The organism is Streptomyces flavidovirens DSM 40150 (genome assembly GCF_000429085.1).
Taxonomy (GTDB): Bacteria; Actinomycetota; Actinomycetes; order Streptomycetales; family Streptomycetaceae; genus Streptomyces; species Streptomyces flavidovirens.
In genome coordinates, this window is record NZ_AUBE01000015.1 from 142,003 (window position 1) to 161,670 (window position 19,668).

A 19,668-nucleotide genomic window follows, 5' to 3' on the forward strand; every position below is an offset into this window, starting at 1 on the left:
TCACAGCCGGCCCGCCTTCGCCCTCCCCTCCAGGTACTCCTCGAACGTCACTGTCCCGACGGCCCGGTCAGGGGCCAGGATGCCGCCCTCCCGGAACGCCCGGAACGCCTTGCCCGGCAGCCGCACCGGCACGAGTCGCCGGCGCCGCCCCGCCGCGCGCAGCGTCGACGCGGCGAGGTCGCGGGCCTCGCGCACCTCGGGCCCGCCCATGTCCGGCACCCGCCCGGACGGGGCGCCCTGGGCCAGCTCGGCGAGCCGCCCGGCGACCTCCGTCACCTCGATCGGCTGGAAGCGCACACCGGCCGGCACCAGCGCCACCGGGAGCCGCCGCTGAACCAGGGTCATGGCGGCCACCAGGTCGTGGAACTGGGTGGTGCGCAGGATGGTCCACGGCAGTCCGGACGCCTCGACGAGCCGCTCCGCGGCGAGCTTCGAGTCGTAGTAGGGGAAGGGCACTCGGTCCACGCCCACGATCGAGATGTACACCAGGTGCGGGGGGCCGGCCCGCCGCGCGGCCTCGATCAGCCGCCGGGTGGTCGCCACGTCGTTACGGGCGTTCGTGGCGCAGTGCACGATCGTCCCCACGCCCCGCACCGCGGCGTCGAGACCCGCGCCCGAGGCGAGATCGCAGACGGCCCACTCGTACGGCCGGTCGTCGCTCCCACTCCGGGGGCGGCGGCTCATCGCCCGTACGGCCGCGCCGTCCGCCAGCAGCCGGTCCACCACGGGGCGTCCCAGCGTGCCGGTGGCTCCCGTGACCAAAGCCGGTTCGTTCATCGTTACGTTTCCTTCCGTCCAAGGCGCGTTGAAAACTGGTCAGTTCGCCACATCATCGCTCCTCGGTTCCGGGCGCCGCCGGACGCCTCTACAGCGTTGTGGTGACGGCCCGCCAAACGTCCGCTTAACGAACATGGCTATTCGGACAACGGACGATTTCCGGCCAACTTCTTGACGCGCTCCTGACAGCGAGTGCTCACTGCTGCCACTCTTCCCCCGTTCCGCGCTCCACCTTGCCAGCTCCGCACGGCTCTGCCCGGGCAGCCCACCCAAGCCGCCCGCCACCCCCCTTGCAGAAGGAGTTCGCGTGAGATCCACGCCCAGACGACGTGCCACCGCGACCGGCGCGCTGCTGACCGCAGCGGCACTGCTCACCGTCGGCGTACAGGCCGGCACCGCATCGGCCGACGATCCCTGGTCCGCCGCCCCGAAGACAGCGGCAGCGGGGAAGGCCGACCCCGGCGCCCTGCCTGCGAAACTCTCCCCCGCCCAGCGCGCGGAGTTGATACGCGAGGCCAACGCCACCAAGGCGGCCACCGCCAGGGAACTCGGCCTCGGCGAGAAGGAGAAGCTCGCCGTACGCGATGTCGTCCAGGACCGCGACGGGACCACCCACACGCGGTACGAGCGCACGTACGACGGACTCCCCATCCTGGGCGGCGACCTGATCGTCGCCGAGACCAAGGCGGGCAGGACCGAGGGCGTGACCAAGGCGTCCAGGGAGCAGCTCAAGTCCGTCGACATGAGCGCCGAGGTCGCACCGGCCGTCGCGGAGAAGCAGGCGCTGGGCGCCGCGAAGGCCGAGGGGTCGAAGAAGACCGAGGCCGACCGCGCCCCGCGCAAGGTCGTGTGGATGGGGCAGGGCAAGCCCACGCTGGCGTACGAGACGGTCGTCGGCGGCCTGCAGCACGACGGCACGCCGAACGAGCTGCACGTCGTCACCGATGCCTCCACCGGCAAGAAGATCTTCGAGTGGCAGGCCATCCACAACGGCACCGGCAACACTCAGTACAGCGGCCAGGTGACGGTGGGCTCCGCCCCGTCGTACACGCTGACCGACACCGGGCGCGGCAACCACAAGACGTACAACCTCAACCGCGGTACGTCGGGCACCGGCACCCTCTTCTCCGGCCCGGACGACGTCTGGGGCAACGGCACTCCGCAGAACCTGGAGACCGCGGGCGCGGACGCGGCGTACGGCGCGGGCCTGACCTGGGACTACTTCAAGAACGTGCACGGCCGCAGCGGCATCCGCGGTGACGGCGTCGGCGCGTACTCGCGCGTCCATTACGGCAACGCGTACGTCAACGCCTTCTGGTCGGATGCCTGCTTCTGCATGACGTACGGCGACGGGGCCAACAACGCCAAGCCGCTCACGTCGATCGACGTCGCCGCGCACGAGATGACGCACGGCATCACCTCCAACACGGCCGGCCTCGTCTACAGCGGCGAGTCGGGTGGCCTCAACGAGGCGACCTCGGACATCTTCGCCGCCGCCGTCGAGTTCAACGCCAACAACCCCAAGGACGTCGGCGACTACCTGGTCGGCGAGAAGATCGACATCCGGGGCAACGGGACGCCGCTGCGCTACATGGACAAGCCGAGCAGGGACGGCTCGTCGAAGGACGCCTGGTACTCGGGCATCGGCAGCATCGACGTCCACTATTCGTCCGGCCCGGCGAACCACTGGTTCTACCTGCTCTCCGAGGGCAGCGGCCCCAAGACCGTCAACGGCGTCAGCTACGACTCGCCGACCTCCGACGGTCTGCCGGTGACCGGCATCGGCCGGGAGAAGGCCGCGCAGATCTGGTTCAAGGCGCTCACCACAAAGTTCGGCTCGTCGACCAACTACGCGAGTGCGCGCACCGGTACGCTCGCGGTCGCCGGTGAGCTGTACGGCACCACCAGCGCGGAGTACAAGGCGGTGGCTGATGCCTGGGCCGGCGTGAACGTCGGGACGCGGCCGGGCGGTGGCGACCCGGGGACGGGTACGTCGTTCGAGAACACCACCGACGTGGCGATCCCGGACAACGGTGCGGCGGTCACCTCTTCCGTGACCTCGACCAAGACGGGTGCGGCGCCGAGCACGCTCAAGGTCGGCGTGGACATCGTTCACACGTGGCGCGGTGACCTGGTTGTCGACCTGCTCGCACCGGACGGTACGGCGTACCGGCTGAAGGGGTCCAGCGGGTCGGACTCCGCGGACAACGTCAAGGAGACGTACACGGTCAACGCGTCGTCCGAGGCGGCCAACGGGGTCTGGAAGCTCAGGGTCCAGGACGTGGCGGCGCAGGACACCGGCTACATCAACAGCTTCAAGGTGACGTTCCCGTAGTAACGACGGGAACGGATCGAGCGGCCCCGGGGAACACTCGTTCCACCGGGGCCGCTCAACGTGCGGGGCTCCTTTTCCCCTACCCGCCCCTTCCCGAACTGGGGCGCTGCCCCAGGCCCCGCTCCTCAAACGCCGGAGGGGCTGGATTTGGCTGCGGCAGGGCCTGGGGCTTGCCCCCCGGCGGCGGAGCCGCAAATGTCACAGCCGGGAAGGGGCGGGTAGGGGAAGCTCCGCAGGACCGCCCAGGGGCGAAATCGCGGGTCAGCGCATCAGTACGCCCGCGCCCTCCCCCGTCGCCTCGGTCGGCAGCGCCACCAACCCCATGTCCGCACTGTGCGGCAGCAGGCGGTGGGACGGCAGTATCCGGACCGTGTAGCCGAAGGGGCCCGTGCGGTCGAGGGCCAGCGGGCCCTCGTACATCCAGCGGCCCTCCAGGTCCGGGCCGCCCGCCGGTTTCAGCGGGAAGGTCTGCGCCTCGCCGATCGCGTCGTCCGGGTCGACCCGGCCCGCGACCGCCTGCACCTCCACGTCATCGGGGGACAGGGGGCCGAGAGCCACGCGTACGCGCAGGCCGAGCGTCGAGCCCAGCTCCGCGGTGCCGTTGACCGGGGTCGCCGCCAGCGCCTCGACGTGGTCCACCGCGACCTTTGGCCACGCGGCCCGCACCCGCGCCTTCCACTGCGCCAGCTCGCGGGCCGCCTCCGGGACCAGCGCCCGGTGCGCCTCGGCGGCCGGGGCGTACAGCCTCTCGACGTACTCCCGCACCATGCGCCCCGCCAGCACCTTCGGGCCGAGCCTGACCAGGGTCTGACGGACCATCTCGATCCAGCGGTCGGGCAGTCCGCCGCGCCCCCGGTCGTAGAAGCGCGGCGCGACGCGCTGCTCGATCAGCTCGTAGAGGGCGTTCGCCTCCAGGTCGTCGCGCCGGTCCTCGTCCGTCGCCGCGCCGTCGGCGGTCGGGATGGCCCAGCCGAAGTCCGACTCGAACCACTCGTCCCACCAGCCGTCGAGCACCGACAGATTGAGGCAGCCGTTGAGGGCGGCCTTCATTCCGCTCGTCCCGCACGCTTCGAGTGGGCGCAGCGGATTGTTCAGCCAGACGTCGCAGCCGGGGTAGAGCTTCTTGGCCATGCCCATGCCGTAGTCAGGCAGGAAGACGATCCGGTGGCGTACCCGCGGATCGTCCGCGAACCGCACCAGCTCCTGCACCAGCCGTTTCCCGCCGTCGTCCGCCGGGTGGGCCTTGCCCGCCACCACGATCTGCACCGGCCTGGTCGGGTGGAGCAGCATCTCCATCAGGCGGTCGCGGTCGCGCAGCATCAGGGTGAGGCGTTTGTAGGAGGGGACTCGGCGCGCGAAGCCGATCGTCAGGACGTCGGGGTCGAGCACCTCGTCGATCCACCCGAGTTCCGCGTCCCCGGCGCCGCGCTGGTGCCAGGACGCGCGCAGGCGCTCGCGTACCTCCTGCACCAGTTGTTCGCGCAGGGTGCGCCGCAGGTCCCAGATGTCGGCGTCCGCGATGTCGGCGACGGAGTCCCACCGGTCGGAGCCGCCGAGGGAGCCGACCGACAGGGCGTCCTCGGCACGGCCCGCGCCGATCTTCCGCGCCCCGAGGCGCATGACTTCGGGGGCGACCCAGGTCGGCGCGTGCACGCCGTTGGTGACGGAGGTGATCGGCACCTCGTCGGGGTCGAAACCGGGCCACAGGCCCGAGAACATCTGGCGGCTCACCGCGCCGTGGAGCGTGGAGACGCCGTTGGCGCGCTGGGCGAGCCGCAGGCCCATGACCGCCATGTTGAAGAGGTTCGGCTCGCCGCCGGGGTACGTCTCCATGCCGAGCTGGAGGATGCGTCCGACGTCGACGCCCGGCAGCTCGCCGTTGTCACCGAAGTGGCGCGCGACGAGCTCGCGGTCGAAGCGGTCGATGCCGGCCGGGACCGGTGTGTGCGTCGTAAAGACGGTCCCGGCACGGACCGATTCGAGCGCGGGGTCGAATTCCACCCCTTCGCCCGCCAGTTCCCTGATCCGCTCCAGGCCTAGGAAGCCGGCGTGGCCCTCGTTGGTGTGGAACACCTCGGGGGCCGGGTGGCCGGTCAGCCGGCAGTACGAGCGGACCGCCCGCACGCCGCCGATGCCGAGCAGCATCTCCTGGAGCAGCCGGTGCTCGCTGCCGCCGCCGTAGAGCCGGTCGGTGACGTCGCGCTCCCCCGCCGCGTTCTCCTCGACGTCCGAGTCGAGCATCAGCAGCGGTACGCGTCCGACCCGCGCCTGCCAGATGTGGGCCCGCAGGGACCGGCCGCCCGGAAGGGTGAGTGCGACCTGGCTGGGGGTGCCGTCGGGCTCCCGGAGGAGGGAGACGGGGAGTTCGTTGGGGTCGAGCAGGGGGTAGTGCTCCTGCTGCCAGCCTTCCCTGGACAGGCTCTGCCGGAAGTATCCGTGGCGGTAGAGGAGCCCTACCCCGATGAGGGGTACGCCGAGGTCGCTGGCGGCCTTCAGGTGGTCGCCGGCGAGGATACCGAGGCCGCCCGAGTATTGCGGGAGGGCGGCGGTGACTCCGAATTCGGGTGAGAAGTAGGCAACGGCGGCGGGCAGTTCCGGCGTCGGGTCCTGCGACTGGTACCACCGCCTGCCGCGCAGATAGTCGTCCAGGTCGTCTGCCACGGCGGTCAGCCTGCGCAGAAAACGCCGGTCCTGGGCCAGCTCGGCCAGCCGCCCGGCAGGTACGGCCCCGAGCAGCCGTACGGGATCACCCCCGGAAGCTGCCCAGCCTTCGGGGTCCACGGCCTGGAACAGCTCGCGGGTCTCGGTGTGCCAGGACCATCGCAGATTGCGGGCGAGGTCACTGAGTGGTCGTAGGGGTTCGGGAAGAACGGGGCGCACGGTGAATCGACGAATGGCCTTCACGTGTTCCACCTTCGCAGGGGACATACGAACCGGGTCGGACGCACGACGGCGTGTGCCCGGCCTTTCCCTGACGAAGGTAGTGCCACCCCGCCCCCCGCAACCACGGCGCACGGGAGCGCTGAGGATCAACGCAGGGCGTGCACCCCGACGCCGTACGGCGATCCCAGGTTGACCGTGACCGGGTCGAACGCCCCGGTCGCCGCGTACGTGGCGGCGATGGCCGCCAGCTCCTCGGGCGGGATCACCTCGTCGATGTCGGTGAAACCGCCGGGTGCCCGCTCGTGCGCCAGATTGATGACGACCTCGGGGCCGAGCCGCCGGTTGGCCCGCTGGAGTTCGGTCATCGCGGGCCTGCGCTCCGCCTCGTACGCCATCAGCGCATCGGCCGGATCGGCGTGCCGCGCCATGGCGTGGGCGAGGGCGCGGGCGTCCACGATGGACTGGGTCGCGCCGTTGGACCCGACCGGGTACATGGCGTGGGCCGCGTCACCGATCAGCGTCGTACGGCCATGGCTCCAGCGCTCAAGGGGGTCGATGTCCACCATCGGGTATTCGAACGCGCGGTCCGATGCCCGCAGTATTTCCGGGACGCTGACGCCGTCGAACTCCCAGCCCTCGTAGTGGCGCAGGAACTTGCCGATCGGGACCGGCCGGTTCCAGTCGCCGCGCGAGGGGTCGTCGATGGACTCGGCGGGCATCGCGAGAGCCCAGTTCACCAGCACCTCCCCGGTCTCCGGGTCCGGTTCTGTCATCGGGTAGACGACGGCCTTCTGCCGGTCGGAGCCCGCGATGAACATGAACGCGGCCGTACGGTCGGCGGGCATCCGCGAGGTGCCGCGCCACACGAGCATGCCGTTCCACGGCGGCTCGCCGCTGTCCGGGTGGAGCGCGGTGCGGACGGCGGAGCGGATGCCGTCGGCACCGATCAGTACGTCCGGCTCAAGGACGGCGTGTCCGCGGGTCCCGCCGTCGCGGTGCTCCAGCTTCACGTGCGCGCGGCCGTCCGGCAGCGGGGTCAGCCCGGACACCCGGACGCCGCCGACGATGGCCTCCGCGCCCAGCCGTTGCCGTACCGCGTCGGCGAGCGTCAGTTGGAGGTGGCCGCGGTGGATGGACAACTGCGGCCAGTGGTAGCCGGCGTCGAGACCGCGCGGATCGCGGGAGATCAGGCCGCCGGAGCAGTGGTAGTAGCGCAGCTCGCGGGTGCGTACGGCCCGCTGTTCGAGTACGTCGAGGAGCCCGAGCGCGTCGAGTTCGCGCACGGCGTTGGGCATGATGTTCAGCCCGGCGCCGGCCGGCTGGATCTCGCGCGCCGCCTCGACCACGGTGATCCGGTCGAAGCCGGCCGCGTGCAGGCTCAGGGCGGCGGTGAGTCCGGCTATGCCGCCGCCTGCGATCAGTATGTGCGTCATGGGTGGGTAGGCCCTTCAGGCGTTCGATGCGACCGGGGTGCGCGGCCGTGCGGTGGCGCGGCGCACCAGGTTCTCGTTGTCCCGCGTCAGGTCGAGGACGGAACGCAGCAGCTCGATGGGGGCGCCGCCGGAGCCCACCTCGTAGAGCCGCACCTCCTCGCTGTACGCCTTGCGGGCGATGCCGATGTGGCGGGCCCGGAAGGTCTTGAGGATGCGCAGTACGCGGGCGAGGGAGATGGCGGAGGCCGCGAGCCGCGGGGACAGCCGCGCCGCGTTCTCCCATTCGATGGCGGCGGACAGCTTGGAGACGGCGGAGGTGCCGACGCGGTGCGCGGCGTAGAAGTCGCGCCAGCGCGGCAGGGAGTACTGCACCGACTCGGCGAGGAACCGGTCGTACTCCGGGCTGCTGTGGTCGCACTGCCACAGCGTCAGGTCGACCAGCCACAGCGGTACCTGTGCGGCGGCCGGGCCGAGGTAGTCGCTGCCCGCCACGTCGATCTCCTCGAAGTACGGGCGCAGGACCCGCGCGAAGAAGACCGGCGAGACGTTGGCGACGGTGAAGTCGATGGAGTCGACCATGGACTGGACGTGCTGCGCGGTGCGGTCGAGGGCGAGGGCGAAACCCCGATCGTGCGGTTCGAGGCGGGCCAGCGCGGCGCAGGTGTCGAGCGACGCGGCGAGGCTGGGGAAGACCATGCGGACGGCGTCCTGGAGGTTGCCCTCCATCTCCTCACCGGTGTACATGCGCCGGCGTACGCCGATGGGGTTCCACGTCGTGTAGTGGTGCACGGTGTCGCGCGGCACCATGTCGGTACGCCGCCCGAGCGCCTCCAGGACGGGCAGGGCCTCGGGTACGACGGCCAGCGGCTCGGTGCCGTGCCGTTTGAGCGAGCCGAGGATCATGCCGAGGTCGCGCATGGCGGCGAGCGACTCGACGACGCTCCACCGGTCGACGGTGGCGGGGAGCGGCAGGAGGGTGCGCAGGGCGACGGTGAGCGCCGGGACGTCGGCGTCGCGGTTCATCGCGGGCAGTACGGCGAGCAGCGGGTCGGCGGCCAGTGGGTCGGCCTCGCGTATCTCCGATATCCGGTAACGCGGCTCGCGCAGTGCGTCGAGACCGGGCGCGACGAGGTCGACGGCGTTCCGCAGCTCGGTGACGTGCGTGAGGTGCGTGAGGTGCGTGGTCATGGGATGCCCCCCTCGGGCAATGGGATTCGGTGGATGCCATGCGGTGCGGCCGACGGCGTGGTTCCGCCGCGGTGTGGGCGCGGCGGAGGTTTGCGCAGTGCGGTGATGCGGTCCCTGGTGGCGGCCCCGGATCGATCGCGACGGCGGCTCGTGGCCGGCCGTCGCGTGGTGCCGGTCAGCGCCGGGGTGTCCCGTACTCCGGGCAGCGCTGCCCGTTCCGTACGGCACGCCCTGGCGCGCACCGGCGCGCGGCGAGTCCCGCGCGCGGGCGGGCGGCGCCCCTCAACGCCGCCCGCCGCGGCCTCACTTCACGGCGTCCTCCACCTGCTCCCGGTGTGCCGGGAGATCGGCCGGTGCGGGGAGGCGCAACCGGGTGGAGAGCAGTGCGGCCACGCCGGCGAAGGCGGCGCCGACGAGGAGCGCGGCCCTGAAGCCCGCGGTCTCGGCCGTGGCGGCGGCGCTGGTGGACGCGTCCGTGACGGTGGTGGCGACGGCGACCAGGACGGCGAGGCCGAGGACCGAGCCGAACTGCTGGCTGGTGTTGACGAGCCCGGAGGCGAGGCCCGTCTCCGCGGGCGACGCCTCGGCCGTCGCGGCCACATTGGTGGTGACCATGACCAGGGGCAGGGCGACGCCGAGTACCAGACTGGGGACGAGCACGGTGGTGAAGAAGGTGCCTTCCGCGGCGAGCGCGAGGGCCAGCCAGGCCGTACCGGCGAAGAGCAGCCCGAAGCCGAGCGTCATCGTGGACCGCAGGCCGAGCCTGGCGATGAGGCGCCCGCTCTGCGGCGCGGTGACCACGACGACGACCGACAGCGGCAGCAGCCCGAGCCCGCCGAAGAGCGGCGAGTGGCCGAGCACGCTCTGGAGGTACAGGCTGACGAGGAAGAACATCGGGAAGAGAGCCATCTGGGCGAGCGCGCTCAGCGCATTGGCGAGCCGCAGCGCGGGGCGCCGCAGCACGGCGGGCGGCACCAGCGGACGCGCGATCTTCCCTTCCAGTACGGCGAAGGCGGCGAGCAGCAGCAGTCCGCCGCCACCGGTGGCGAGCGTCCGCCCGCTGGTCCACCCGGCCTCGCCCGCGCCGACGAGCGCGTACGCGAGCAGGCCGAGCCCACCGGTGGCGGTGAGCGCGCCGCCGAGGTCGAAGCCGCGCTCGGCGGCGCGCGTACCGCCGTCGAGGAGGCGCAGGGCGAGCAGGCCGAGCGCCAGCCCGACGAGCACGTTGAGCCAGAAGGTGGAGCGCCAGCCGAGGAGGTCGGTGAGGACCCCGCCCAGCACGGTTCCCAGTACGCCGCCGAGGCCGCCCATCGCGGCGAACGCGCCGAGCGCCTTGTGCCGCCCGGGCCCGTCCGGGAAGAGGATCAGCAGCAGGGCGAACGCGGCCGCCGCGGCCAGCGCGGCGCCCACGCCCTGGACGGCTCGGGCGGCGATCAGCGCGCCGGAGGTCTGGGCGATCCCGCCGACGGCGGAGGCGGCGGCAAGCAGGCCGAGACCGGCCACGAAGAGCCGCCGGTGGCCGAGGAGATCGGCGGTACGCCCGCCGAGCAGGAGCAGCCCGCCGAAGGTGATGAGGTAGGCGTTGGCCACCCACGACAGTCCCGCCGAGCCCGAGCCGAGATCCTCACCGATGGAGGGCAGCGCGACGTTGATGATCGCGGTGTCCATGATGAGCAGAAGCTGGGTGGAGGCGAGCAGCGCGAGGGCCGCCTTCGCAGAGCCCTTCACCGATTCGCGCCTCGCCCTGCCGGGCGCTCCCCGCCGCCCGCCCCCAGCGTGTAGCCGTCGAGGCAGGCCTGCGCGAGCGACTCGCAGGCGCCGGTGTCGCCCTCCCACACCTGCTGCATCAGGTAGATGTGCGGGGCGCCGTGGTAGAAGCGCTCGTACTGCTCGTGCCGTCCGGCGAACTCCGAACCGAGCGCGTCCCAGGCCAGCTTGAGCAGCTTGATCCGGTCCTCGGCGGGGTGTCCGGGCGAGCGGATGTATTTCTTGACGAGCGGCCCGAGCTCCGGGTGCAGCAGGTCCTCGGCGGAGGCGGGAAGCTGGATGACGCCGCCGCCCGCGAGCATCTTGATCTCCTGCACGGCCTGCGGGTAGAGCTCACCGGCCATGATGCGCTGCGCGAAGGAGATCTCCTTGCCGGGCTTGACGCCCTGCCCGCCCTCGACGTTCTCGTACGACGCCTCCGCGGCCAGCACGAAGGCCTTCGCCTGGGCGACCTTGCCCATCAGCCGGCCGATGGCCTGGGTGACGGGCGGAAGCTGGTAGGTGTTGTTGGCCTTGGTGACGAGGATGGCGAGGCCGGTGAGGAATTCGAGCTTGGTCCAGAAGCGGGTCGCCGCCTGGTGGACGAAGTTGACGTACGCCGGGGTCTGCCACCACATCGAGAAGCTCGCGTCGACGTTGCGGTAGGCGAGGACGTTCTCCCACGGTACGAAGACGTCCTCGCAGACCAGCAGGGCGTCGTTCTCGTCGAAGCGGGAGGACAGCGGGTTGTCGAAGACGCTGCGCGCCTGCGCCTCGTACGACGTGCGGGAGAGGAACTTCAGGCCGGGGGTGTCGATCGGCACGGAGAAGCAGACGGCGTGCTCGATGTCCTGCGGGGCGAGCGGCTCGATGGTCCCGACGATGACCTCGTTGCCGAAGACGGCGCCGGTGCCGATCATCTTGGCGCCGCGTACGACGATCCCGCCGTCCCGCTCCGCGACGACGCGGACCACCAGGTCGTCCTCCTCCTGCTCGGAGGCGGACCTCGTGCGGTCGATCTGCGGATTGGTGATGGTGAAGGTGGGGTAGAGGTCGCCCTCGGCGAGCCGCCGGTGGTAGGCGAGGGCGTTCGGGGCTCCGTCGAACGACTCCGTGGTGAAGACCTGCGGGAGCGCGGCGAATCCGGCGGCCCCGGCGGCCATGTAGTCGGGCGTACGGCCGAGGAAGCCGAAGCTGGCCTCCGCCCACACCTTGTGGGCCCGGCGGCGGGCGACCAGGTCCTCGTACGAGCGGGGGATCGCGTACGCGCGGTGCACGCCCTGCGACGTGAGCACGGATGTGTGCTCGGAGTCGTGGGCGAGGTCGAAGAGGCGGGCGATGGATCGCGCGGTGTTGCGGAAGGCCGGGTGCCGGGTGACGTCCTTGACCCGCTCGCCGTCCAGCCACACCTCTCGGCCGTCTCGCAGCGATTCCAGATAATCCTGACCGGACCTCGTCACCAATTCTCCTCATACGGAACGGCAATGCCGCTGCCGAGCCTGTCTGGCCGCGCCCGCCCCGGCAATGAACACCCGTCCACCGGTCCTTATGAACCGGCCAGTCGGGTGCGGGTGGCCCGGCCCGCCCCGCAGGCCCCTACGCCGGCCCCGCCGCGATCCGGTACTCGCCCGGCGTCGTGCCGAACCACTTGCGGAACGCGAGGTGGAAGCCCACCGAGCTCTGGTAACCGACCCGCTGCGGCACCGCCGACTGCGCCACCGTCGTCTCCCTCAGCAGCCGCGCCGCCTCCTGCATACGGCGCCCCGTCAGGTGCCGCGCCGGCGCGTCCCCGACCAGCGTGCGGAAGGCCGCGGTGAAGGCGGACCTGGACATGCCGACCTCGCGGGCCAGCGACTCGATCGTCCACGGCTCCGCGAACCGGGTCGCGATGATCACCATCGCCCTGCTGATGCCGGGGTGCCGCAGCACCGGCAGCGCGGACGGGTTGTCGGCCAGTTGGCGCAGCAGCGGCCGCAGCGCCAGCACCAGCGCCATCTCGAACGCGCGCAGCGTGATGAGCCGGTCGCCCGGCCCGACGGGCCGGTCCGGCGCCGCGAGCAGGCGCAACGTGTCACGCAGCAGCGGCTCGGCGGCGACCTGCGGGCCGTCGAGCACCAGGGCCCACGGCAGCGCTTTGTAGAGGCCGGTCGCGGCGCTCGCGTCGTAGTGCAGCCCGGCGCACAGCAGTCGGCTCTCCGGTCCGCTGCCCTCGATCCTGATCTCGCCGGACGTGCCGGGCTGGCGCTCGGGCAGCACCGCGCGCAGCGGCATGCCCTGCCGGTCCGGCCGGTCGGAGAGGCGGTGCGCGGTCCCGGTCGGGAAGACGGCGAGGTCGCCCACGTTCAGTTCGAGGGGGGTCTGGCCCTCGCCGCTGATCCAGCAGCCGCCCTCGACGATGTAATGGAGTACGGCGCAACTCTGCTCGGCGTCGCCCTCGATGGCCCACGGGGCGTTCACATGCCAGCGGCTGTCGAAAACGCCGGTGAGGCGCAAAGGCTTCAACAGCTCGCTGAGCAGGTCGTCGCTTTCGCCGCTTTCGCCGCCTTCGTCGCCTGGTCGTTCCATCGCGTCCATTGGACGATCCCTCAACCCTCGCCCCGGTTTGTTAATTGATCGGCCGAAGCCCCCGCCGCCAGCCTGGAAAGGCCGTTCACGGCAACAGCCTCACCCTATCGAAGGGCTCCAGACACTCATGTCCGATCACATTCCGATGCGCGTCGCGGTCGTGGGGGCGACCGGCTTCCAGGGCGGCGCGGTGGCCCGCCTGCTGGCGGAGCGGAAGCACCGCGTCCGCACACTGACCCGCAAGTCCGAGAGCGAGCGCCCCGAGCTCGGGGGAGCCGCCTTCGTCCTCGGCGACCTCGCGAACGCGGACGACGTACGCCACCTCTTCGAGCGCGCCACGCACGCCTCGGTCGTGATGCCGCTGGTGTACGACACGGAGACGGTCGAGGCGTACGCCCGGAACATCGCGGACGCGGCCCGTGGGGCCGGAGTGCGCAGAGTTGTCTACAACTCCAACACCCGTGTCCCCGAGGCCTCCACGAATGTGGCGGCCTTCGAGACCCGGCGGCTCGCCGAGACGGTTCTGCGCGAGGGCCTGCGCGACAGCGGTGTGGAGCTGGTCGTGCTGCGGCCGCCGGTGTACCTCGACAACCTCTTCAGCCCGTGGAACGGCCCGGCGCTGGCGAAGGACGGCGTACTCGCCTACCCGCTGCCCGCCGACACGAGGACCGCCTGGCTCTCCCACCGGGACCTCGCCGAGGCCGTGTACGCGGCGCTGACCGTGGACGGTGTCGCCGGCCGCACGCTGGACATCGGCGGCTCGCAGAGCCTGACCGGGGACGAGCTCGCGGCGGCCTTCGCGCAGGGGCTCGGCCGCGATGTGCACTACGCGCCGCTGCCGCCACACGTCTTCGAGGAGGGGCTGGCGCAGGCCATCGGACCCCGGGCGGCGGCCGGTGTGGCGGGCATCTACCACTACATGGCGAGCGGCGCGGGCCCCGAGCTGATGGCGGGCGACGACGGCAGCGCCGCCGAGGCGCTCTGCGTGAAGCCGGCACCGGTCGACGAGTGGGTGGCCAGGCAGCCGTGGCAGATCTGGGCGGACGACGCGACCGCGGTCTCCTAGGACCTGTCCGGCGGATCAGGCGCGGCCCCGGCCATGATCCGTCGGACAGACCCTGGTCCTCCCCTCTCGGGTCCTCCCCTTTTTGTGAAGACCTGCGGACAACCTGAGTGATCACCTCCGCAATCCCCTCACCAGCGATATCGCCAATTCCGGCCCCACGTGCGGTCTTGTAGTGCTTCACAGCGCACGAGAGGCTGCCCGGCGGTGTCTGCCGCAGCGCCACGGGGGCCGGCGGACAGGGCCGGATCAACTCCGCAGTACGTGCGCCAAGTTGAGGAGGGGACTCAGCACATGGCACAAACGCGCACTTCCCGCCCGCGCCTCGCGGGAGCCGTCACCGCTGTCACCACGGCAGCGGTTCTCTCGGCCATCACGCTGCCCGCGCAGGCCGCCCCGGCCGAGGGGCGGATACTGGGAGCCGGCGCACCCGGCTCGGTCGGCAACAGCTACATCGTCACGCTCAAGACAGGACCGGGGGGAATCAAGGCTCCGTCCGAGGCCGGCAGCGACCTCGCGCAGCGGTACGGGGCGGCCATCAAGCACACGTACAGCACCGTGCTCAACGGTTACGCCGTGAGAGCGGACGAGGCGCAGGCCAAGCGCCTCGCGGCGGACCCGAACGTCGCCTCCGTGGTCCAGGACACCAAGGTGTCGCTGGCAGGCACCCAGCAGAACCCGACATGGGGCCTGGACCGGCTCGACCAGCCCGGTCTCCCCCTGGACAAGTCGTACACGTATCCCGAGAGCGCCGGCGGCGGCGTGAACGTGTACGTCATCGACACCGGTATCCGCTCGTCCCACCAGGACTTCGGCGGCCGGGCGAGCAGCGGCTGGGACTTCGTCGACAACGACGCCACCGCCCAGGACGGCAACGGTCACGGCACGCACGTCGCCGGCACCGTCGCGGGCCGGACGTACGGCGTCGCGAAGAAGGCCAGGGTGGTCGGCGTACGGGTGCTCGACAACGCCGGCTCCGGTACGACGGCCCAGGTCATCGCGGGCATCGACTGGGTGACGAAGAACGCCGGGAAGCCGGCCGTGGCGAACCTGAGCCTCGGCGGTTTCGCCAACGCCCAGCTGGACGCGGCCGTACGCAACTCGATCGCGTCCGGCGTCACGTACACGGTCGCGGCGGGCAACGACGGGCTGCCGGCGAACCTGTACTCGCCGGCCCGCGTCGCGGAAGCGCTCACGGTCGGCGCGACGGATGTCAAGGACGCGCGTGCGAGCTTCTCGAACTGGGGTCCGCAGCTCGACCTGTTCGCACCCGGAGTGGCGATCTCGTCCACCTGGAACACGGGTGACACGGCGACAAAGACCATATCCGGTACGTCGATGGCGGCCCCGCACACCGCGGGCGCGGCAGCGCTGTATCTGGCCGGACACACGTCGGCGACCCCGGCGGACGTGAGCCGGGCGCTGACCGGGAAGGCGGCCAAGGGCAAGGTCACGGGCGCGGGCCTCGCCTCGCCGAACCTGCTGCTCCAGGTGAACAACTGATCGCAGCGGCACACCCGCACACCCGCACAACCGCACACCCGCACACCGGAAAACGGACGGCCCCGCCCGAAAGGCGGGGCCGTTTCTTTTCGGCATTCTTACGCGGCGGTAGTTAACAATCCCCCGGATTGCGCACCCGTGGTACGAGGGAAGGCTCCTGCGGTACGCACCCCCCACGTACCCAAGTCGGCCCAAGTCGGTCCACCCGAGTGAACGTGGACAGGAGCGGTGATGCCCGCACCCCACCAGTCGCCAACGGAGCAGATAAAAAGGACAGACCCCAAGAAAGCCCCCGAACGCGAGCCGCGCTCGTCCGCGGCCGCTCAGCCCCCAGGTGAGCCAATGATCGGTCGCATCCCTGTCCTGGACGTACGTCCCGCCGTCGACTGCGGCAGAAGGCCGGCGAAGGCGGTGGCCGGTGAGACGTTCGAAGTCACCGCCACCGTCTTCCGCGAGGGCCACGACGCCGTCGCCGCCAACGTCGTCCTGCGTGACCCGGCGGGCCGGGAGGGGCCCTGGACGCCGATGCGCGAACTCGCGCCGGGCACCGACCGGTGGGGCGCGCGCGTGACGCCTCTCGCCGAGGGGCAGTGGACGTACGCCGTGGAGGCCTGGTCCGATCCCGTGGCGACCTGGCGCCACAACGCCCGCATCAAGATCCCGGCGGGCCAGGACACCGAGCTGGTACTCGCGGAGGGCGCGGAGCTGTACGAGCGGGCCGCCTCCGGCGTGCCGAAGAAGGACGGGCGTGAGGCGGTCCTGGCCGCCGTCGACGCGCTGCGCGACACCGCGAAGCCCCCCGCCGTCCGGCTCGCCGCCGCGCTCGACCCGGAGGCGGACGCGGCGCTCGGCCGCCACCCGCTGCGCGAGCTGGTCACGTCCTCACCCGAGATGCCGCTGCTCGTCGAGCGCGGGCGCGCGCTCTTCGGCTCCTGGTACGAGTTCTTCCCGCGCTCCGAGGGCGTCCGTACCGACAAACGGGGGAAGCAGACCGGCGGAACGTTCAAGACGGCCGCCGAGCGGCTGCCCGCCGTGGCCGCGATGGGCTTCGACGTGGTGTACCTGCCGCCCATTCACCCCATCGGCACCACGCACCGCAAGGGCCCCAACAACACTCTGTCCGCGTCGGCCAGGGATGTCGGCGTGCCCTGGGCGATCGGTTCGAAGGACGGCGGCCACGACGCGATCCACCCCGGCCTCGGCACCTTCGAGGACTTCGACGCCTTCGTCGCGCGCGCCCGGGACCTGCGCATGGAGATCGCACTGGACTTCGCGCTCCAGTGCTCGCCCGACCACCCCTGGGTCACCGAGCACCCCGAGTGGTTCCACCACCGCGCCGACGGCTCGATCGCGTACGCCGAGAACCCGCCGAAGAAGTACCAGGACATCTACCCCATCGCGTTCGACGCCGACATGCCCGGCCTGATCCGCGAGACGCTGCGGGTGCTGCGGCTGTGGATGAGCCACGGGGTACGGATCTTCCGCGTCGACAATCCGCACACCAAGCCGGTGGTCTTCTGGGAGAAGGTCATCGCGGACATCAACCGCACCGACCCCGACGTCATCTTCCTCGCCGAGGCCTTCACCCGCCCCGCGATGATGCACACCCTGGCGGCGATCGGCTTCCAGCAGTCGTACACGTACTTCACCTGGCGCAACACCAAGCAGGAACTGACCGAGTACCTCACGGAGCTCACCGGAGACGCCGCTTCGTACATGCGTCCCAATTTCTTCGTGAACACCCCGGACATCCTGCACGCCTACCTCCAGCACGGCGGCCGTCCCGCCTTCGAGGTACGGGCGGTGCTCGCCGCCACCCTGGCGCCCTCGTGGGGCGTGTACGCGGGCTACGAGCTGTGCGAGAACACCCCGGCCAAGCCGGGCAGCGAGGAGTACCTGAACTCGGAGAAGTACCAACTGCGTCCGCGCGACTGGGAATCGGCGGAGCGCGAGGGCCGCACGATCGCCCCGCTGATCACCACCCTCAACCGCGTGCGCCGCCGTCACCCGGCGCTTCAGCAGCTCCGCGATCTGCACTTCCACCACGCCGACAACGACGCGGTCATCGCGTACTCGAAGCGCTCCGGTTCGAACATCGTTGTGGTGGTCGTCAACCTCGACCCTCACCACACCCAGGAGGCCACGGTCTCGTTGGACATGCCGGAACTCGGCCTCGACTGGTCCGATTCCGTCCCGGTGCGCGACGAGCTCACCGGCGAGACCTACCACTGGGGCAGGGCCAACTATGTGCGCCTCGAGCCGGGCCGTACGCCCGCGCACATCTTCGTCCTGCGACCGTCCCCGCCGATCGGAGGGTCACCCACATCATGATCGTCAATGAGCCCGTCCACGACACGTTCGAAGACACGCCCGCCAAGGACCGCGACCCGGAGTGGTTCAAGCGGGCGGTGTTCTACGAAGTGCTCGTCCGTTCCTTCCAGGACAGCAACGGAGACGGCGTAGGCGACCTCAAGGGCATCACCGCCAAGCTGGACTACCTCCAATGGCTCGGCGTCGACTGCCTCTGGCTGCCGCCGTTCTTCAAGTCTCCGCTGCGCGACGGCGGTTACGACGTATCGGACTACACGTCCGTCCTCCCCGAGTTCGGCGACCTGGCCGACTTCGTGGAGTTCGTGGACGCCGCGCACCACCGTGGCATGCGCGTGATCATCGACTTTGTCATGAACCACACGAGCGACCAGCATCCGTGGTTCCAGGAGTCGAGGTCCGATCCGCAGGGTCCGTACGGCGACTACTACGTCTGGGCCGACGACGACAAGCAGTACCAGGACGCCCGGATCATCTTCGTCGACACGGAGACGTCCAACTGGACCTTCGACCCCGTCCGCAAGCAGTACTTCTGGCACCGCTTCTTCTCCCACCAGCCGGACCTCAACTACGAGAACCCGGCCGTGCAGGAGGAGATGATCTCCGCCCTGCGCTTCTGGCTCGACCTGGGCATCGACGGCTTCCGCCTCGACGCCGTCCCCTACCTCTACCAGGAGGAGGGAACCAACTGCGAGAACCTCCCCCGCACCCACCAGTTCCTGAAGCGGGTGCGCAAGGAGATCGACGCGTCCTACCCGGACACCGTGATCCTCGCCGAGGCCAACCAGTGGCCGGAAGACGTCGTCGACTACTTCGGCGACTTCAAAAAGGGCGGCGACGAGTGCCACATGGCCTTCCACTTCCCGGTCATGCCGCGCATCTTCATGGCCGTACGGCGCGAATCGCGCTACCCGGTCTCCGAAGTCCTGGCCAAGACCCCGGCCATCCCGTCCAACTGCCAGTGGGGCATCTTCCTGCGCAACCACGACGAGCTGACCCTCGAAATGGTCACGGACGAAGAGCGCGACTACATGTACGCGGAGTACGCCAAGGACCCGCGGATGCGCGCCAACATCGGCATCCGCCGGCGGCTCGCACCCCTCCTCGACAACGACCGCAACCAGATCGAGCTGTTCACGGCGCTGCTCCTGTCCCTCCCCGGTTCGCCGATCCTGTACTACGGCGACGAGATCGGGATGGGCGACAACATCTGGCTCGGTGACCGGGACGCCGTACGCACACCCATGCAGTGGACGCCCGACCGCAACGCCGGCTTCTCGTCCTGTGATCCGGGACGGCTGTTCCTCCCCACGATCATGGACCCGGTCTACGGGTACCAGGTCACCAACGTCGAGGCGGCGATGACCTCGCCCTCGTCGCTGCTGCACTGGACGCGGCGGATGATCGAGATCCGCAAGCAGAACCCGGCCTTCGGCCTCGGCTCGTACACCGAGCTGCCGTCGACCAACCCGGCCGTGATCGCGTTCCTGCGCGAGTACAAGGACGACCTGGTGCTGTGTGTCCACAACTTCTCGCGCTTCCCGCAGCCGACGGAACTCGATCTCCAGACCTTCAACGGCCGTCATCCGGTCGAGCTGATCGGCGGGGTGCGTTTCCCGGCCATCGGCGAATGGCCGTATCTGCTGACCCTCGCAGGTCACGGCTTCTACTGGTTCCGGCTGCGCAAGGACGCGTCGCCGCTCCCGGCCAAGCGCGCCTGAAGTGCCTTCTGCGGCGGGGCGGTTTCCCCCGCCCCGCTGTGGGCACTCATCCCGTCATATCGGGTCCGTACGGACGATCCCCGACCCGACACTTCCCGCGTTTCGGCTGCGGGGAGAACCCCACGC

General features: G+C 70.7%; 12 protein-coding genes. 5 read left to right on the top strand and 7 right to left on the bottom strand.

The features are described from left to right. A complete protein-coding gene (locus G412_RS0121245) occupies positions 1–777 on the bottom strand; it encodes an SDR family oxidoreductase (protein WP_028813836.1) in 777 nt (258 codons plus the stop codon). Positions 778–1,084: 307 nt separating this feature from the next. Between G412_RS0121245 and G412_RS0121250 the strand changes: the two genes are divergently transcribed. Further along, on the top strand, positions 1,085–3,112 hold the full coding sequence (locus G412_RS0121250; protein WP_028813837.1) for a M4 family metallopeptidase: 2,028 nt from the start codon (positions 1,085–1,087) through the stop codon (positions 3,110–3,112). A gap of 261 nt (positions 3,113–3,373) precedes the next feature. On the opposite strand, the gene glgP is transcribed toward G412_RS0121250, so the two are convergent. The 6 genes from glgP to G412_RS35460 all read right to left on the bottom strand — a co-directional run bounded on the left by glgP (position 3,374) and on the right by G412_RS35460 (position 12,927). Beyond that, positions 3,374–6,016: an alpha-glucan family phosphorylase gene (glgP, locus tag G412_RS0121255; RefSeq protein ID WP_028813838.1), complete on the bottom strand. Its 2,643-nt coding sequence runs from the start codon at positions 6,014–6,016 to the stop codon at positions 3,374–3,376. 125 nt (positions 6,017–6,141) lie between these two features. Further along, the gene (locus tag G412_RS0121260) at positions 6,142–7,428 is read right to left on the bottom strand and encodes a flavin-dependent oxidoreductase (protein ID WP_028813839.1); all 1,287 of its coding nucleotides are present in this window, start codon (positions 7,426–7,428) and stop codon (positions 6,142–6,144) included. 15 nt (positions 7,429–7,443) lie between these two features. Further along, on the bottom strand, positions 7,444–8,616 hold the full coding sequence (locus G412_RS0121265; protein WP_078607225.1) for a monodechloroaminopyrrolnitrin synthase PrnB family protein: 1,173 nt from the start codon (positions 8,614–8,616) through the stop codon (positions 7,444–7,446). A 303-nt stretch (positions 8,617–8,919) separates the two neighbouring features. Beyond that, entirely contained in the window at positions 8,920–10,344 is a 1,425-nt protein-coding gene (locus tag G412_RS0121270) for an MFS transporter (protein WP_028813841.1), read from the bottom strand. Then, the gene (locus tag G412_RS0121275; protein ID WP_028813842.1) at positions 10,341–11,822 is read right to left on the bottom strand and encodes a 4-hydroxyphenylacetate 3-hydroxylase family protein; all 1,482 of its coding nucleotides are present in this window, start codon (positions 11,820–11,822) and stop codon (positions 10,341–10,343) included. Before G412_RS0121275 ends, G412_RS0121270 begins: the two co-directional genes overlap by 4 nt. Before the next feature lie 136 nt (positions 11,823–11,958). Continuing rightward, positions 11,959–12,927, bottom strand: coding sequence for an AraC family transcriptional regulator (locus G412_RS35460; RefSeq protein ID WP_037649477.1), 969 nt, complete (start codon positions 12,925–12,927; stop codon positions 11,959–11,961). A 127-nt stretch (positions 12,928–13,054) separates the two neighbouring features. Between G412_RS35460 and G412_RS0121285 the strand changes: the two genes are divergently transcribed. From G412_RS0121285 to treS, 4 genes are all read left to right on the top strand, one after another. Further along, complete coding sequence (locus tag G412_RS0121285) at positions 13,055–13,993, top strand: SDR family oxidoreductase (protein ID WP_028813843.1); 939 nt, start codon at positions 13,055–13,057, stop codon at positions 13,991–13,993. 291 nt (positions 13,994–14,284) lie between these two features. Then, complete coding sequence (locus tag G412_RS0121290) at positions 14,285–15,493, top strand: S8 family peptidase (RefSeq protein ID WP_028813844.1); 1,209 nt, start codon at positions 14,285–14,287, stop codon at positions 15,491–15,493. 342 nt (positions 15,494–15,835) lie between these two features. Continuing rightward, a complete protein-coding gene (locus G412_RS0121295; RefSeq protein WP_028813845.1) occupies positions 15,836–17,824 on the top strand; it encodes an alpha-1,4-glucan--maltose-1-phosphate maltosyltransferase in 1,989 nt (662 codons plus the stop codon). Beyond that, the gene (gene treS / locus G412_RS0121300) at positions 17,821–19,542 is read left to right on the top strand and encodes a maltose alpha-D-glucosyltransferase (RefSeq protein WP_028813846.1); all 1,722 of its coding nucleotides are present in this window, start codon (positions 17,821–17,823) and stop codon (positions 19,540–19,542) included. Before G412_RS0121295 ends, treS begins: the two co-directional genes overlap by 4 nt. The last annotated feature ends 126 nt before the right edge of the window (positions 19,543–19,668 follow it).

Bases quoted from the DNA above. Each gene is read 5' to 3' on its own strand.
- G412_RS0121290 (WP_028813844.1), top strand. From the start codon at position 14,285: ATGGCACAAACGCGCACTTCCCGCCCGCGCCTCGCGGGAGCCGTCACC.
- G412_RS0121265 (WP_078607225.1), bottom strand. From the start codon at position 8,616: ATGACCACGCACCTCACGCACCTCACGCACGTCACCGAGCTGCGGAAC.
- G412_RS0121295 (WP_028813845.1), top strand. From the start codon at position 15,836: ATGATCGGTCGCATCCCTGTCCTGGACGTACGTCCCGCCGTCGACTGC.
- G412_RS0121260 (WP_028813839.1), bottom strand. From the start codon at position 7,428: ATGACGCACATACTGATCGCAGGCGGCGGCATAGCCGGACTCACCGCC.
- treS (WP_028813846.1), top strand. From the start codon at position 17,821: ATGATCGTCAATGAGCCCGTCCACGACACGTTCGAAGACACGCCCGCC.
- G412_RS35460 (WP_037649477.1), bottom strand. From the start codon at position 12,927: ATGGAACGACCAGGCGACGAAGGCGGCGAAAGCGGCGAAAGCGACGAC.
- G412_RS0121285 (WP_028813843.1), top strand. From the start codon at position 13,055: ATGTCCGATCACATTCCGATGCGCGTCGCGGTCGTGGGGGCGACCGGC.
- G412_RS0121245 (WP_028813836.1), bottom strand. From the start codon at position 777: ATGAACGAACCGGCTTTGGTCACGGGAGCCACCGGCACGCTGGGACGC.